General features: G+C 73.4%; 13 protein-coding genes and 1 pseudogene. 7 read left to right on the top strand and 7 right to left on the bottom strand.

Annotation, left to right across the window (positions count from 1 at the left end; translation table 11 throughout):
- The first annotated feature begins 18 nt into the window (after positions 1–18).
- The 3 genes from ABZ471_RS10655 to ABZ471_RS10665 all read left to right on the top strand — a co-directional run bounded on the left by ABZ471_RS10655 (position 19) and on the right by ABZ471_RS10665 (position 4,191).
- Positions 19–1,410, top strand: a complete 1,392-nt coding sequence (locus ABZ471_RS10655; RefSeq protein WP_359064646.1) for a glycoside hydrolase family 43 protein — start codon at positions 19–21, stop codon at positions 1,408–1,410.
- A 223-nt stretch (positions 1,411–1,633) separates the two neighbouring features.
- Complete coding sequence (locus ABZ471_RS10660; protein WP_359064834.1) at positions 1,634–3,706, top strand: molybdopterin cofactor-binding domain-containing protein; 2,073 nt, start codon at positions 1,634–1,636, stop codon at positions 3,704–3,706.
- 26 nt (positions 3,707–3,732) lie between these two features.
- Positions 3,733–4,191 carry a (2Fe-2S)-binding protein gene (locus tag ABZ471_RS10665; protein ID WP_359064648.1) on the top strand — a complete coding sequence of 153 codons (459 nt, stop codon included), beginning with the start codon at positions 3,733–3,735 and terminating at the stop codon, positions 4,189–4,191.
- Positions 4,192–4,236: 45 nt separating this feature from the next.
- Here ABZ471_RS10665 and ABZ471_RS10670 read toward each other — a convergent pair.
- The 3 genes and pseudogenes from ABZ471_RS10670 to ABZ471_RS10680 all read right to left on the bottom strand — a co-directional run bounded on the left by ABZ471_RS10670 (position 4,237) and on the right by ABZ471_RS10680 (position 6,331).
- Positions 4,237–5,054: pseudogene (locus ABZ471_RS10670) on the bottom strand (alpha/beta hydrolase).
- A 194-nt stretch (positions 5,055–5,248) separates the two neighbouring features.
- Positions 5,249–5,563 (bottom strand): hypothetical protein, encoded by a 315-nt coding sequence (locus ABZ471_RS10675; protein WP_359064650.1) that lies wholly within the window; start codon positions 5,561–5,563, stop codon positions 5,249–5,251.
- Between the two features lie 204 nt (positions 5,564–5,767).
- Positions 5,768–6,331 (bottom strand): NAD(P)H-dependent oxidoreductase, encoded by a 564-nt coding sequence (locus tag ABZ471_RS10680; protein WP_359064652.1) that lies wholly within the window; start codon positions 6,329–6,331, stop codon positions 5,768–5,770.
- 100 nt (positions 6,332–6,431) lie between these two features.
- Here ABZ471_RS10680 and ABZ471_RS10685 point away from each other — a divergent pair, with 100 nt between their 5' ends.
- On the top strand, positions 6,432–7,112 hold the full coding sequence (locus tag ABZ471_RS10685; RefSeq protein WP_359064654.1) for a helix-turn-helix domain-containing protein: 681 nt from the start codon (positions 6,432–6,434) through the stop codon (positions 7,110–7,112).
- Between the two features lie 186 nt (positions 7,113–7,298).
- Here the strand turns inward: ABZ471_RS10685 and ABZ471_RS10690 are convergent, their stop codons facing one another.
- A complete protein-coding gene (locus tag ABZ471_RS10690) occupies positions 7,299–8,453 on the bottom strand; it encodes an NAD(P)/FAD-dependent oxidoreductase (protein WP_359064656.1) in 1,155 nt (384 codons plus the stop codon).
- 25 nt (positions 8,454–8,478) lie between these two features.
- Entirely contained in the window at positions 8,479–9,141 is a 663-nt protein-coding gene (locus ABZ471_RS10695) for a TetR/AcrR family transcriptional regulator C-terminal domain-containing protein (protein WP_359064658.1), read from the bottom strand.
- A 157-nt stretch (positions 9,142–9,298) separates the two neighbouring features.
- Between ABZ471_RS10695 and ABZ471_RS10700 the strand changes: the two genes are divergently transcribed.
- Both ABZ471_RS10700 and ABZ471_RS10705 read left to right on the top strand, forming a co-directional pair.
- Positions 9,299–10,345, top strand: coding sequence for a LacI family DNA-binding transcriptional regulator (locus tag ABZ471_RS10700; RefSeq protein ID WP_359064660.1), 1,047 nt, complete (start codon positions 9,299–9,301; stop codon positions 10,343–10,345).
- 135 nt (positions 10,346–10,480) lie between these two features.
- Positions 10,481–11,917 (top strand): aldehyde dehydrogenase family protein, encoded by a 1,437-nt coding sequence (locus ABZ471_RS10705; RefSeq protein WP_359064662.1) that lies wholly within the window; start codon positions 10,481–10,483, stop codon positions 11,915–11,917.
- 52 nt (positions 11,918–11,969) lie between these two features.
- On the opposite strand, the gene trxA is transcribed toward ABZ471_RS10705, so the two are convergent.
- Entirely contained in the window at positions 11,970–12,344 is a 375-nt protein-coding gene (gene trxA / locus ABZ471_RS10710) for a thioredoxin (RefSeq protein WP_359064664.1), read from the bottom strand.
- Between the two features lie 153 nt (positions 12,345–12,497).
- Between trxA and ABZ471_RS10715 the strand changes: the two genes are divergently transcribed.
- Positions 12,498–13,928, top strand: a complete 1,431-nt coding sequence (locus ABZ471_RS10715; RefSeq protein ID WP_359064666.1) for an NAD(P)/FAD-dependent oxidoreductase — start codon at positions 12,498–12,500, stop codon at positions 13,926–13,928.
- Positions 13,929–13,937: 9 nt separating this feature from the next.
- On the opposite strand, the gene ABZ471_RS10720 is transcribed toward ABZ471_RS10715, so the two are convergent.
- Positions 13,938–14,582 carry a peptide deformylase gene (locus ABZ471_RS10720; RefSeq protein WP_359064668.1) on the bottom strand — a complete coding sequence of 215 codons (645 nt, stop codon included), beginning with the start codon at positions 14,580–14,582 and terminating at the stop codon, positions 13,938–13,940.
- Between the last annotated feature and the right edge of the window lie 103 nt (positions 14,583–14,685).

Raw genomic sequence — 14,685 nt, forward strand, 5'->3', positions numbered from 1 at the left:
AGTTCAGGAGAGCCGCCCGTGAGCACACCGCCCCCCGCATCCCCGTCCCGCCGTACCCTGCTGCGGGCGCTGGCCGCCCTGCCCGCCGCAGCGGTCCTCCTGGGCGAGACACCCGGCCTGCTCGGTACGGCGCTCGCCTCCGCACCGGCCGCCGGGTCCGCCACCCGCTACACCATCGTCCCGTTCCTGAACAGCGATGACGGCACGGTCAACGTCTACCGGTCCGACGACGCCACCGACTTCCGGCTGGTGCGGGCCGCCGCCTACACCCCGCCCGCGAACCGCATCCGGGACGCCGGCGTGTTCCAACACACCGACGGCTCCTACTACCTCACCTACACCACCCACACCTGGCAGGACGTCAGCACCACCATCGGCTTCGCCCGCAGCACCGACGGCGTCAGCTGGACCTTCCTGTACGACTACACGGTCCCGATCGCGAACTTGTCCCGCGCCTGGGCGCCCGAGTGGTTCGTGGACGCCGACGGCAGTGTCAACGTCATCGTGTCCTGCTCCACCTCCGACGACGAGTGGATCTTCACGCCGTACGTGCTGAAGGCCACCAACTCCGCTCTGACCGCGTGGACTTCACCGGTGGCCCTGTCCGGCATCGGCAGCAACCACATCGACACGTACATCGTGCGGACCGGCACGACCTACCACGCGTTCACGAAGAACGAGACCGCGAAGTACATCGAGTACGGCACCGCCTCCAGCCTCACCGGCCCGTACACGATCTCCAGGACGGGCGACTGGGCGGGCTGGGGCAGCTACCGCGAGGGTCCGTCGGTGATCCAGCTCGACAACGGTGGCTGGCGGATCTTCTTCGACGGCTACGGCGACGGCACCTACTACTACAGCGACAGCTACGACACCTTCGCGACCTGGACCGTGCCGAAGGCACTGGCGGGCATCTCGGGCACGGCCCGCCACTTCACGGTCATCAAGGAGACGGTGTCCGGCGGCCCGGTTCTCACCAAGAACGCCACCCGCTCCTTCCGGTCCGCCAACTACACCACCCGGTACTGGGAGGAGCAGTCCGGCGTGCTCGACCTGCCCGTGGTCAGCGCTTCCAGTGCCACCGCCGACAAGCAGGCCGCCACGTTCACCGTGGTCGCGGGTCTGGCGGACGCGAACAGCTACTCCTTCCGTGACGCCTCCGGCCGCTACCTGCGCCACTACGACTTCCGTGGCCGGTTCGACGCCGACGACGGCACGACGACGTTCGCCAAGGACGCCACCTTCATCGCCCGCACCGGCACGGCGACCGGGTCGGTGCGCCTCGAGTCGTACAACTACCCGGGCCGCTACCTGCGCCATTACGACTACCAGCTCCGCGTCGACCTCCCCGACGGCACGGACCTGTTCCGCCAGGACAGCTCCTTCGTACCGGTGACGGCCTGGGCCTGACCGGTTCCGCGCCCCGGGCCACGTGTCTCCGGGGCGCGGCGCCGCCCGTTCCGGCAGGGAACCGCAGCCGCACCGAGCCCCTCCTATCTGTCGAGCGACCCGCACGGGGACACGCACCGCCCCCTCACGCGCCGTGCCCCGGCCCGCCCCACGCGCCGACAGGAGCCCTCGCTTGGACCGCACCGAGCCCCAGCCCTCCGCGGGCCCGTCCCGCCGCAGATTCATGGTCTACACGGTGGCCGCGGCCACCCTGACGGTCGCCGCCCCGCTCGCCTGCACCCCCTCGCCCGCGGAAGGCGCCGAGCCCGCCCGGGCCGGCTCCGACGTCCTGGTGACCGGCACCGACGAGGAGATGCTGGTCCTGGAGGTCACAGCGGCCAACCAGATCGTCGTACGGCTGCCCCGGGCAGAGGTGGGCCAGGGCATCACCACCGCGGTCGCCATGATGATCGCCGAGGAGCTGGACGCCCGCCTCGCCGACGTGCGCATCCCGCTGGCCGACGCCCGCACCAAGGGCAACCAGTACACCGGCGGCTCCAGTTCGGTGAGTTCGCTGTACGGCCCGGCCCGGCAGCTCGCCGCCACCGCCCGGGCCAGGCTGGTGACCGCCGCCGCCCGGCGCTGGCACCTGCCCGCCCGGACCCTGCACACCCGCGACACCATGGTCGTCGCCCCGGACGGGCGCACCGCCACCTTCGGCTCGCTGACCGAGAGCGCGGCGCGGATCCGCCGCCCCGACGTCCCGAGCAAGCCCAAGCCCGCGTCCCGGCACCGGGTGATCGGACGGCCGACGACCAGGATCGACGCGCGGGACATCGTCACCGGGCGGGCCAAGTACGCCGGGGATGTGGCGGTGGCGGGGGCGAAACCCACGGTGGTGGCCCGGCCGCCGACGATCCGGGGCAGGCTCCTCTCGGTCGACGACCGGGCCGCCCGCGCCCTGCCGGGTGTGCACGCGATCGTGCGGCTGCCCGGCGGCGTCGCCGTCGTCGCGGACACCTTCCACCACGCCTTCCGCGCCCGGGACGCCCTCCGTCTGACCTGGGCGCCCGGCCCGCTCGCCGCCCTCTCGGACGCGCAGATCCGCTCCCGGCTCAAGGCCGCCGTGCCCCGGCTCCGCACCCCGCCGCGCGGATCGACCCCGGTGGCGGGCGAGTTCGCGTTCGCGTTCGTCGGCCACGCTCCGATGGAGGTGCTCACGGCGGTGGCGGACGTCCGCGCCGACCGGGCGGAGCTGTGGTTCTCCGCCCAGACCCCCATGGACGCGCGCGACGCGGTCGCCCAGGCGGTCGGCCTGCGTCCGTCGAAGGTGCGGGTCCATGTGGTGCGGGCCGGCGGCTCGTTCGGCCGCCGGCTGAACCACGACGCGGCGATCGAGGCGGCACTGGTCTCCAAGGCGGCCCGTCGCCCGGTGAAGCTGATGTGGAGCCGCGGCGACGACATCCGGCACGGCCGCATGCGTCCCGCGAGCCATCACCGGATCCGGGCCAGTGTGGCCGGGGGCCGGGTGGTGGCCTTCGAGCATGCGATGGCCTCGGTCTCGGAGTCGTACGACGATGCGGGCCTGTCCGCGCAGGGCGGCCGCACCGCCCGCTCCGGCCCCCAGCCCAGCGACACCGGCCTCTACAACTTCGGCCGCCTGTCCGGTGATTCGGGCGGTATCGAGCTTGCCGTGCCGCTAGGTCCCTGGCGGTCGGTGGACTCCGGGACCATGCGGACCGCCGAGGAGATCGTCGTGGACGAGATCGCCCGCAGCCTCGGCAAGGATCCGGTGGCCTTCCGCCGGACGACCCTGCGGAACAGGGCCGTCAAGGCCGTCCTCGACAAGGCGGCGGCCGCCGGCCACTGGGGTCGCGCCATGCCCGCCGGATGTGCCCAGGGCGTCGCCGTGCACGAGGAGTACGGCTCCTGCGTGGCCTGCCTCGCCGAGATCGACGCGACGGACCCGAAGAACCCGCGGGTGACCAAGGTGGTGATGGCGGCCGACGTGGGTGTGGCGGTCAATCCCCGTGGCCTGGAAGCACAGTTGATGGGCACCGCGACCGACGGCATCTCCGTCGTCCTCCAGGCGGGCCTGCACATCGACCGGGGCGCCGTCCGCGAAGGCAGCTTCGCCGACTTCCGTTACGCCCGCCAGCGCAACGCCCCGCTCGACTTCGAGGCCCACATCCTGCCCTCGACCAGGGAGCCGGGCGGCGCCGGGGAACTGGGCGTCCCCGCGGCGTCGGGCGCGGTCGCCAACGCCTACGCCCGCGCGACCGGCACCGCACCCCGCAGCTTCCCGCTCACCTTCTGACCGACGACTCACCTTCCGAGGCACCCATGCGTTCGTACTCCTTCACCCTCAACGGCAGACAGGTGACCGTCCAGGCCCCGGCCGACATGCCCCTGCTGTGGGTCCTGCGCGACCTTCTCGGCGTCACCGGCCCCAAGTACGGCTGCGGAGTGGGCGTCTGCCGCGCCTGCACCAGCCACCTCGACGGCGCCGAGGTCCAGCCCTGCGTGGTCCCGCTCGCCGACTGCGCGAACCGCACGGTCACCACCATCGAGGGCCTCGCCGACGGCGACACCCTCCACCCCGTCCAGCAGGCCTGGCTGGACTGCGACGTGGCCCAGTGCGGCTTCTGCCAGCCGGGCCAGATCATGGCCGCCGCGGCCCTCCTGAAACGCACCCCCCACCCCACCGACACCGACATCGACGCCATCGAGAACATCTGCCGCTGCGGTACGTACGCCCGCATCCGGGAGGCGATCAAGAAGGCGGCGGGGAGCGGGGGCTGACGCCTCGGAGGACCAGGCGGCTCGCCTGTCCACTTCAGGCGATTCTCATTGGGTCAACAGCCTGCGCAGCCATCCCGGTTGGGCTGTGCGGGCTGCCTGGGACACGGCTGCCCGGGGTGCGAGGCCGTCGAAGCCGTGGAAGCCGCCCGGCCAGACGTGGAGTTCGGTCACGCCGCCGGACTGCCAGATGCGCAAGGCGTAGTCGACGACCTCGTCGCGGAAGGTCTCCGACGAGCCGACGTCGAGGAAGGCCGGGGGCAGGCCGGACAGGTCGGTCGCGCGGGCGGGGGCGGCGTACGGGGAGACGTCGGGGCCGCCCCGGCGTTCGCCCAGCAGCGCCGTCCAGCCCGTCTCGTTGGCGGTGCGGTCCCACAGGCCGACGCCCGCCATCTGGTGGCCGGAGACGGTGTCGTTACGGTCGTCGAGCATCGGGCACAGCAGGAGCCGGCCGTTGGCGGTGGCCCTCGGCGGTCCCGCAGCAGGAGGGCGAGGGCGGCGGTCAGGCCGCTGCCCGCGCCCGCGACGACGATCCGGTCCGGGTCGCCGCCGATCGCCTCGGCGTGCCCGGCCGTCCACAGCAGGCCGGCGTGCACGTCCTCGATCGGCGCCGGGTGCGGGTGCTCCGGCGCGAGCCGGCACTCCACCGACACCACGACCGCGCCCAGGTCGCGCGCCCAGGCCAGCGGACCGTCCACGCCGGTCCGGTTGTCGCCGAGCACCATGCCGCCGCCGTGCGCGTGGTGGATCACCGGCAGCGGGGTGGCGGAGGCGGGGGACACGGGGCGGCGGACGAGGAGGGAGATGTCCGGTGCTCCCTGGGGGCCGGGCACCCTACGGTCCTCCACCGCGAAGGTGCCGCCCATCGTGAGGTCGACCTCGGCGAGCAGCTCGGTGTCCGTGCCCTGCCGGATCGCGGGGATCTCCTCCAGCGTGAGGCCGGGCGCGACCACGTCCTTGATCAGCTCCAGCGAGGCGCCGAGTTCCGGATCGAACGGGGGCGGAGGCGGGACCGGGGGCATGGCTTCTCCTCACCTGAACCTGGATCGTGCGGCGCAGGTCACCCGTCTTGCGGCACCGGTGACCCGGGCGGCCGGCTGCGGCTCCTACGGCCAGGATCCGTGTTCCCGGAGGAATCCGGAGACCGACGGCGGAACCTGTCCACCGGACGACCGTACGCACACGTCAGGTACGCGGTGTTGAGGCGGCTGCGCACCTGGCGTCCTGGGAACGGCGTGACGAGCACGGTCGCCGCGTTGACCGGCGCCAGCAGCATGCCCGCGATCGACCCGCTCGGCAGCGTGCCGCCGACCACGCCGTGGCGCTCCTCGGGTACCGGGCCGGCGGCCAGTGCCCCGGCGAGCGGGGCGATCACGGTCGTCGCCCCGACCGAGCACGCTCGCGCCGCGAGCAGCGGCGGCAGCGCGGGCGCCCGGGCCGCGGCGCGCAGGCCGAGACCGTTCGGCGTGAGCAGGGTGACCGGCAGCGGGCGGGGCGGGAGCCGTACCTCGGCACCCCGCCGGGCGGCGACGCGAAGGGGGCCGGAGCAGGCGCCGGCCCCTTTCCGGGTGCGTGCGGCTCAGGCGGCCGCGGTCTCGCCCACGTTGCCGTGCAGGCGGGCGACGACCTCGGTCAGCTGGGCGGCGACCTCGGCGTCGTCGACCGGGTGGGTCTCGGCGAAGCGGGTCACGGAGCCGGGGATGGACAGCTTGATGTCCTCGATCACCTTGCCACCGGCGATGCCCACGGCCTTGCGGGCCTCGTCCTGCGCCCACACGCCGCCGTACTGGCCGAACGCGGTGCCGATCACGGCGACGGGCTTGCCGCCGAAGGCGCCGGCGCCGTACGGGCGGGACAGCCAGTCGATGGCGTTCTTCAGGACGGCCGGGATGGTGCCGTTGTACTCGGGGGAGAAGAGCAGGAAGGCGTCGGCGGCCTGGGCGGCGGCACGCAGCTTGGCGGCGGCGACCGGGACGTTGCCCTCGACGTCGATGTCCTCGTTGTAGAAGGGGATGTCGGCCAGGCCCTCGAAGACCTCGACCTCGGCGCCCGCGGGCGCGAGCTTGACGGCCGCCTCGGCGAGCTGGCGGTTGTGCGAACCGGCGCGGAGGCTGCCGACGAACGCGAGGATACGAACAGACATGCGGTACTCCAAGGGGACTGAAACTTAGCGGTTACATCCGGACCGAGGTCCGTTTAACTTTCTACCAGGCTAACCGGACCACGGTCCAGTTTTCTTCCCGATGCTTTACGCTGTCTTCATGTCCAGCTCCCTGCCGCCCTTCCCGAAGCCCCAGGAGCCCCTCGAAACCCCTCAGTTGCTGGAGGTCTCGTCGGCCCTCGACGAGCCCTGCCTGCGCGCCGACGCGGCCCGCAACAGAGCCCGCCTGCTGGAAGCCGCGACCCTGCTGATCGCCGAGCACGGAGTGGCCGGAGTGACGATGGAGGCCGTGGCGGCGGCGGCCCAGGTGGGCAAGGGCACGGTGTTCCGCCGCTTCGGCGACCGCACCGGGCTGCTCATGGCACTCCTCGACCATTCGGCCAGGCAGCTCCAGGCGGACTTCCTCGGCGGGCCGCCGCCGCTGGGGCCGGGGGCACCGCCTCTGGAGCGGCTGCAGGCGTTCGGCGTGGCGGTGCTGTACCGCTCGTCCGAGCAACTCGACCTGCAGCTGGCCGCCCAGCCGGAGCCGACCCGCCGGTTCTCCCACCCCTCGGTCCAGGCGCTCCGTACGCACGTCGCGATGCTGCTGCGGCAGATCGTGCCGGTCGCCGACTGTGAACTCCTCTCCCAGACGCTGATGGCGTATCTCGACCCTGCCCTGATCAACCACCTGACCAGGCAGTGCGGGATGCCCATGCGCCGCCTGGAGGCCGGCTGGATCGACCTCGTCACCCGGGTGACGGGCACTGAGCGGGCCGGCTAGATCTGTACGGGGGAGCCCGCGCATTCCCTACGGAGCGGGCCGGCCGGGTCGGCACGGGGCAGTCCGGGCAGTCGCCACAGAGCGGGTCGGCCAGGGCCGTGCGGAGCAGTCCGGGCAGTCCTCCCTGAGCAGGCCGGTCAGTCCCCGGCGGGAGCCGGGAGCCGGAAACCCGTCCCAGGGGGTCGGTCAGCCGTCCTGGCCCGTGAACAAGTCGATCAGCCCCTGCGGTGTGTCCGCGCGGAACAGCGTCGCGCCGCTCTGCAGGGACATCGCCGCGGACACCTCGCTGCGCGGGAACAGCTTTTCCTCGTAGACGGCCAGCGCCGCCTCGCTGTCCCCGGGGTGCGCGGCGAGCGCGAGGCCCAGCTCGGCGCCGTCGAGCAGCGCGAGGTTGGCGCCCTCGCCGGCGAACGGCGACATCAGGTGTGCGGCGTCGCCGAGCAGGGTGACTCCGGGGACCCGGTCCCAGCGGTGACCGACCGGCAGGGCATGGATCCGCCGCGGCACGAGCGCGCCGTCCGCGTCCGCCACCAGTGCCTTCAGGCTCTCGTCCCAGTCGTCGAACTCCTTGAGCACAGCCGCCTTCGCCGCCTCGGTGTCGGTGAAGTCGATGCCGTCCAGCCAGTCCTCGGGCGCCTCGACGGCCGCGTAGACGTGCAGGCTGCCGTCGGACTCGCGATGTCCGAGGAAGCCGCGGCCCGCGGCGAGCGCGAACAGCATGCCGCCGCCGACCACGCGGGCGCTCTCGGGATGGCGCGCATCGGCGTCCGGCAGACTGGCCTCGACGAACGACACGCCGGTGTAGGCGGGCCGCTCGGGCGAGAGCAGCGGGCGGATGCGGGACCAGGCGCCGTCCGCGCCGACCAGGAGGTCGGTGGTGAACGCGCTGCCGTCCGCGAGCGCCACCTCGTGTCGGCCGTCGCCGAGCGGGCGCGCGCCGGTCACCTTCACGCCCCAGCGGACGGTGCCCTCGGGCAGGGAGTCGAGCAGTAGGTCGCGCAGCTCGCCGCGGTCGATCTCGGGGCGCCCGCCGGTGCCGTCGTCGGACTGCTCCAGGCGGACGGCCCCGTCCTGGCCGAGGACCCGCACGGCCTCGCCGCCGGGATGGACCCGGGCCCGGAACTCCTCGTACAGCCGGGCCGCGCGCAGCGCCACCTGGCCGGAGTCGTCGTGGATGTCGAGCATGCCGCCCTGCGTGCGCGCGGCCCCCGAGACGTCCAGCTCGAGGACGGCCGCCTCGATGCCGTGCACGTGCAGCACACGGGCGAGCGTGAGCCCGCCCGGTCCGCCGCCGACGACGGCTATCGGGTGGTGGGGGAGGGAGGGGGTGGAGGTGGTCATGGTGGCCTCCTGGGAGGTGAAGGGGTCAGTGGGGTACGGCGGTACGCTCGATGCCGTTGATCAGTGCCTGGAAGGCCCAGGACAGGCGGGCCCCGGGGGTGCCGGAGAGCAGGTCGGGGCCGGCGGCGACGATGTGCGGGTGGGTGTCCTCGGATGCCCCGGTCAGCGCGCGGTCCAGTGCCTGCCAGTCGCCCGGGGAGTCGCCCCCGGCGTGCTCGGCGGCGGTCGAGGTGGCGTGCTGCAGCAGCAGGTCCACGCCCCACGCCGCCCGCTCGCGCGGGACCCCGCCCTCGTCGAGCAGGGCGAGCAGGGTCTCGATCAGGTTCAGGTAGTGCGGGCCGCTCGGCCGGGCGGTCAGCGCGGAGCGGGCGAGGCTCGGATGCTCCAGGAGCATCTGTGTGTAGGCGGTGAGCACGCGCTCCAGCCGGTCCCGCCAGCTGCCCTCGGCCTGGGCGGGACCGACCGTGCCGAGCAGCTCGTCCAGGACGGCCGCATGCAGCTCGTCGGTGTTGCGGACGTAGACGTACAGCGAGGCGGGGCCCGTGTCGAGCTCCTGGGCCAGACGCCGCATGGTCACCTTCCGCAGCCCTTCGGTGCGCAGGACGGCCACCGCGGCGGCGACGATGCCCTCGCGGGTGAGGGCGGGCTTGGCGGGACGTTCGCGGCGGGAGCGGGGGGATGCGGTCATGCTTCGACTGTAACGAACGTGTTCGCTACGAACAAGTTCGTAGCGAGCGTGTTCGTCACGGGCAGGTTCGCCGAAGCCCGCTCGCCGGGTCGGCGGCTTTCGTTCAATCGCGGACGACCTTCCCCCGCCCGCCCCCGCCCTCCACCCCTCTGCCAAGATGCGGTCTGTCATGGTGCAGATACCGAACACGCCCCCGTCCGCTGCGCCCGCACCGCACGCCGTGCCCACGAGTGCCGATGTGGCCCGGCTGGCCGGCGTCTCGCGCGCGACCGTCTCCTACGTCCTCAACAACACCAGCGCCGTACGGATCAGCGAACCGACGCGCCGCCGCGTCCATGAGGCCGCACGCGAACTGGGGTACGTGCCCCACGCGGCCGCCCGCAGCCTGCGCGCCGGACACAGCCGTATGGTCCTGATGCCCGCCCCGGCGATACCGGTGGGCCCGCTCTACGGCGGCTTCCTCAGCGAACTCCAGTCGGCCCTCGGCCGCCTCGACTACACCGTCGTGCAGTACGGCAGCGTCGGCCTCCAGGGCGACGAAGCAGCCCGCGCCTGGGCCGAGTTGCGCCCCGTCGCCGTCCTGGTACCGGGCGCGGGACTCGGCCCGCAGGGCGTCGCGGTCCTCAAGCGGGCCGGTGCCCGGGCCGTGGTGACCCTCGGCCCCGAACGGGTCGACGGTGCGCACGCCCTGCTGATGGACCACGACGTCGTCGGTCACTGTGCCGGCGCCCATCTGTACGCCCGCGGCCGGCGCCGTGTCGGCGTGATCGTCCCCGAGGAGCCGGGCCTGGAGGCCTTCTCCCGGCCCCGGCTCGCCGGTGTGCACCAGGCTCTGCACGGCACGGACGCGACCGTGACCGCGCTGCCGCTCGCGTACACGGAGCGGGCCGCCGCCGAACTCGCCGCCCGCTGGGCCGGGTTGGGCCTGGACGCGGTGTTCGCCTACAACGACGAGTACGCGATGCTGCTGATGCGCGCCCTCCAGGACGAGGGCGTGCGCATCCCGGAGGACGTCGCCGTCGTCGGCGCCGACGACCTGATGCTCGGCCGGCTGCTGCGCCCCCGGCTCAGCACCGTCCGTATCGAGCTGCCCTCCGGCCGCGACCTCGCGGAACTGGTCGACCGCGCGGTGCGCGACCCCGGTGGCGAGCCCGAGGTGCGCAAGGTGCTCGGCGCGTCGCTCGTCCAGCGCGACTCCGGCTGACCCGGCCTGCGGCGGCGGTTAGGGTTCCGGAGAGGCGTGACCGCGATGTAGTTTCGCGCTCAACAAAATAGGAGCGTCCCCGTACCCGGCCCGCACCCTGAGCCGTACCGCCCGGCGACCGATCGGAGAGCCGACATGCCGCTGCTCGACCCGAAGTCCTGGCAGCCCCGCACCCCGGCAGGCCCCGAGTACACCGTGACCGAGCCCGCCACCGGCGACGCGCTCGGCACGCTCGCCCTCGCCGCACCCGAGGATGTCGCCCCGGCGGCCCGGGCCGCCCGCGCCGCCCAACAGGACTGGGCCCGTGCACCGCACTTCGTACGGGCCCAAGTGCTGCGCAGGGCAGGAGACTTGTTCACCGAGCACGCCGACGAACTGCGCACGTGGCTGGTCCGCGAGTCCGGGTCCGTCCCGGGCAAGGCCGACTTCGAACTGCACGTCGCCGCCCAGGAGTGCTACGAGGCCGCCGCGCTCGCCTCCCGCCCCACCGGACAGGTGCTGCCCAGCGAGGCACCCCGGCTGTCCTACACCCGCCGGGTCCCCGTCGGGACGGTCGGAGTGATCGCGCCGTTCAACGCCCCGCTGATCCTCTCCATCCGCTCGGTCGCCCCCGCCCTCGCGCTCGGCAACGCGGTCGTCCTGAAGCCCGATCCGCGCACCGCCGTCTGCGGCGGACTGGCCCTGGCCGCCGTCCTCGCCGAGGCGGGCCTGCCGGCGGATCTGCTGCACGTGCTGCCCGGCGGCGCCGACGTCGGGCAGGCGCTGGTGGAGGACCCGCTCGTCCCCGTCATCTCCTTCACCGGGTCCACCGCCGCGGGCCGCGCCGTCAGCGAGGCCGCCGGCCGCCGCCTCAAGCGCGCCCACCTCGAACTCGGCGGAAACTCGGCCCTGATCGTGCTGGAGGACGCCGACCTTGACGCGGTCATCTCCACGGCGGCCTGGGGATCCTTCTTCCACCAGGGCCAGATCTGCATGACGACCGGCCGCCACCTCGTCCACGCCTCCCTGTACGAGGAGTACGTCGAACGGCTCGCCGCCAAGGCCGACTCGCTCGCCGTGGGCGACCCGTACCGCGACCACGTGCACCTCGGCCCGGTCATCGACGCGGGCCAACTCGCCAGGATCCACGGCCTGGTGGAGACGAGTACCGCCGGCGGGGCGAAACTCGCCGCGGGCGGCACCCACGACCGGCTCTTCTACCGGCCCACCGTGCTGGCCGGGGTCGACGACCACACCCCCGCCTACACCGAGGAGATCTTCGGCCCGGTCGCCCCGGTCCGCTCCTTCGCCACCGCCGACGAGGCGGCCGCGCTCGCGGCGGACAGCTCCTACGGACTCTCCCTCGGCATAGTCACCCGGGACACCGCCCGCGCCCTGGACCTCGCCGAGCGGATCCCGACCGGCATCGTCCACGTCAACGACCAGACGGTCAACGACGAGGCGGTCGCCCCGTTCGGCGGCGTAGCCGCGTCCGGCACCGGGGCCCGCCTCGGCGGCGAGGCCAACCTGGAGGCCTTCACCGAACTGCGCTGGACGACCGTACGTGGCGACGTGGCACCGTACCCCTTCTAGGACCCGGGTGCCGCTCGGCCTTCCAGGACCTGAGTGCCCATCGGCCCTGGTGCTACTCGCCCTGCGCCTGCTGGGCGGCGATGCTCTTGCGGACCTCGTCCATGTCCAGCTTCCGCGCCTGCCCGATGACGTCAGTGAGGGCGGCCTCGGGCAGGGCGCCCGGCTGGGCGAAGATCGCCACCTGGTCGCGGACGATCATCAGCGTCGGGATCGACTGGATGCCGAAGGCCTCGGCCAGCTCCGGCTGCGCCTCGGTGTCCACCTTGCCGAACACCAGGTCCGGGTTCTCCTTGGCGGCCTTCTCGTACACGGGCGCGAACATACGGCACGGCCCGCACCAGGACGCCCAGAAGTCGATGAGCACGAACTCGTTCTCGGTGACCGTCTGGTCGAAGTTCTCCTTGGTCAGCTCCACAGTGCTGCTCATGGGGTGACTCCCTCTTCCTGGTGTGGGGGTTGTGCCGACGGCGGAAACACGGTGACCCGGCCGCCTATTCCGTGGCTGCTCCCCGCGTGCACGGGCATGTTCCGCGCGCGTACCCGTGTGGCCCCCGGGCCAACCACCCACCAGACTGACCCCATGACGGAAACGGAATCCATCGCGTACGACGTCGTGGTGCTCGGGGCCGGACCCGTGGGGGAGAACGTCGCCGACCGCACCCGTGCGGCCGGCCTCACCACCGCGGTCGTCGAGAGCGAACTGATCGGCGGCGAGTGCTCGTACTGGGCCTGCATGCCCAGCAAGGCGTTGCTCAGGCCGGTCATCGCCCAGGCGGACGCCCGCCGCCTGCCCGGTCTGAGCCAGGACGTGCAGGGCCCCCTCGACACCCCCGCCGTCCTCGCCCGCCGGGACGACTACACCTCGCACTGGCAGGACGACGGCCAGGTCCGCTGGCTCGACGGCATCGGCGCCGACCTGTACCGCGGCCACGGCCGTCTCGCCGGCCCCCGCACGGTGACCGTGACCGGCCCCGACGGCACCGTGACCACCCTGACGGCCCGGCACGCCGTCGCCGTCAGCACCGGCACCCGAGCCCAGCTGCCCCCTCTGCCGGGCCTCGCCGAGGTCAAGCCGTGGACCAGCCGCGAGGCCACCAGCGCGAAGGCCGCCCCCGGCCGGCTGATCGTGATCGGCGGCGGTGTCGTCGCCACCGAGATGGCCACCGCCTGGCAGGCCCTCGGCTCGCAGGTCACGCTGCTGGTCCGCGGCAAGGGCCTGCTCAACCGCATGGAGCCGTTCGCCGGAGAGCTGGTCGCCGACGCCCTCACCGAGGCGGGCGTCGACGTCCGCACCGGCACCGCCGTGGAGTCCGTGAGCCGCGACAACGGCACCGTCGTGGTCGTCACCCAGACCGGTGACCGCTTCGAGGCCGACGAGATCCTCTTCGCCACCGGGCGCGTCCCGCACACCGACGACATCGGCCTCGACACCGTCGGCCTGGAGCCGGGCTCCTGGCTGGACGTCGACGACAGCCTCCGCGTCGACGGCACCGACTGGCTGTACGCGGTCGGCGACGTCAACCACCGCGCCCTCCTCACCCACCAGGGCAAGTACCAGGCCCGCATTGCGGGCGCCGCCATCGCCGCCCGCGCGGCCGGCAGCCCCCTCCTGGACGAGCCCTGGGGCGCGCACGCCGCGACCGCCGACCACTACGCCGTACCCCAGGTCGTCTTCACCGACCCGGAGGCCGCCGCCGTCGGCCTCTCCCTCGCCGAGGCCGAACAGTCCGGCCACCGCGTCCGCGCCGTCGACGTCGAGTTCTCCTCCGTCGCCGGGGCCGGCCTCTACGCCGACGGCTACAAGGGCCGCGCCCGCATGGTGGTCGACCTGGAGGAGGAGATCCTGCGCGGTGTCACCTTCGTCGGCCCCGGCGTCGGTGAACTGATCCACTCCGCCACCGTCGCGGTCGCGGGCCGCGTCCCGGTCGACCGCCTGTGGCACGCGGTCCCGTCCTATCCGACGATCAGCGAGGTGTGGCTGCGGCTGCTGGAGGCGTACCGGGACAGCTGACCCGTCCGCTCAGGGCAGCTCGAAGCCCAGTGCCTCGGCCGCCGCCTCCGGTGTGGGCTGCGTCCACCGCTCGGCCACCGCCTCGTTCGCGGACAGGGAGCGCAGCTCGGCGCGGTCGAGGTAGAGGAGGCCGTCGAGGTGGTCCGTCTCGTGCTGGACGATGCGGGCGGGCCAGCCCGTGAACACCTCGTCCAGCGTGCGGCCGTGCTCGTCCTGGCCGCGCAGCCGCACCTCGGCGTGCCGGGCCACGACCGCCTGCCAGCCGGGGACGCTCAGGCAGCCCTCGAAGAACGCGGCGCGGGCGGTGCCGACGGGCTCGTAGGAAGGGTTCACCAGGACCCGGAAGGGCTGCGGCACCCGGCCCCGGGCCTGTGCGACCTCCTCGGGCACGGGCGCCGGGTCCTCGATCACCGCGATCCGCAGCGGGACCCCGACCTGCGGGGCGGCCAGTCCCACGCCGGGGGCCGCGTGCATGGTCGTGCGCAGGGCTGCCACGAACCGGGCCAGCAGACCGGGCTCCAGCTGGCCGTCGTACGGCTCGGTGCCGCTCCGCAGCACCGGGTCGCCGGCCGCGACGATGGGCAAGGGGCCGTCGACGGCGAGGAGTTCCTCGACCCGCTCGGCGAGGGGCGCGCGATCACTGGGAGGTGCCATCGCGTCAGGATGCCATGCCCACCTGCCGGTCAGCCTCGTGGAGGGGGCAGCTCTCAGCGCGGACGGCGCCCGTACAGGAGGACGGCCGAGGTGAAGTAGCGTG

It is taken from the genome of Streptomyces sp. NPDC005728 (assembly GCF_040630895.1).
In the GTDB taxonomy this organism is placed as follows: domain Bacteria; phylum Actinomycetota; class Actinomycetes; order Streptomycetales; family Streptomycetaceae; genus Streptomyces.

Bases quoted from the DNA above. Each gene is read 5' to 3' on its own strand.
- ABZ471_RS10690 (WP_359064656.1), bottom strand. From the start codon at position 8,453: ATGACCACCTCCACCCCCTCCCTCCCCCACCACCCGATAGCCGTCGTC.
- trxA (WP_359064664.1), bottom strand. From the start codon at position 12,344: ATGAGCAGCACTGTGGAGCTGACCAAGGAGAACTTCGACCAGACGGTC.
- ABZ471_RS10665 (WP_359064648.1), top strand. From the start codon at position 3,733: ATGCGTTCGTACTCCTTCACCCTCAACGGCAGACAGGTGACCGTCCAG.
- ABZ471_RS10685 (WP_359064654.1), top strand. From the start codon at position 6,432: ATGCTTTACGCTGTCTTCATGTCCAGCTCCCTGCCGCCCTTCCCGAAG.
- ABZ471_RS10705 (WP_359064662.1), top strand. From the start codon at position 10,481: ATGCCGCTGCTCGACCCGAAGTCCTGGCAGCCCCGCACCCCGGCAGGC.
- ABZ471_RS10660 (WP_359064834.1), top strand. From the start codon at position 1,634: ATGGTCTACACGGTGGCCGCGGCCACCCTGACGGTCGCCGCCCCGCTC.
- ABZ471_RS10695 (WP_359064658.1), bottom strand. From the start codon at position 9,141: ATGACCGCATCCCCCCGCTCCCGCCGCGAACGTCCCGCCAAGCCCGCC.
- ABZ471_RS10700 (WP_359064660.1), top strand. From the start codon at position 9,299: ATGCGGTCTGTCATGGTGCAGATACCGAACACGCCCCCGTCCGCTGCG.
- ABZ471_RS10720 (WP_359064668.1), bottom strand. From the start codon at position 14,582: ATGGCACCTCCCAGTGATCGCGCGCCCCTCGCCGAGCGGGTCGAGGAA.
- ABZ471_RS10715 (WP_359064666.1), top strand. From the start codon at position 12,498: ATGACGGAAACGGAATCCATCGCGTACGACGTCGTGGTGCTCGGGGCC.
- ABZ471_RS10680 (WP_359064652.1), bottom strand. From the start codon at position 6,331: ATGTCTGTTCGTATCCTCGCGTTCGTCGGCAGCCTCCGCGCCGGTTCG.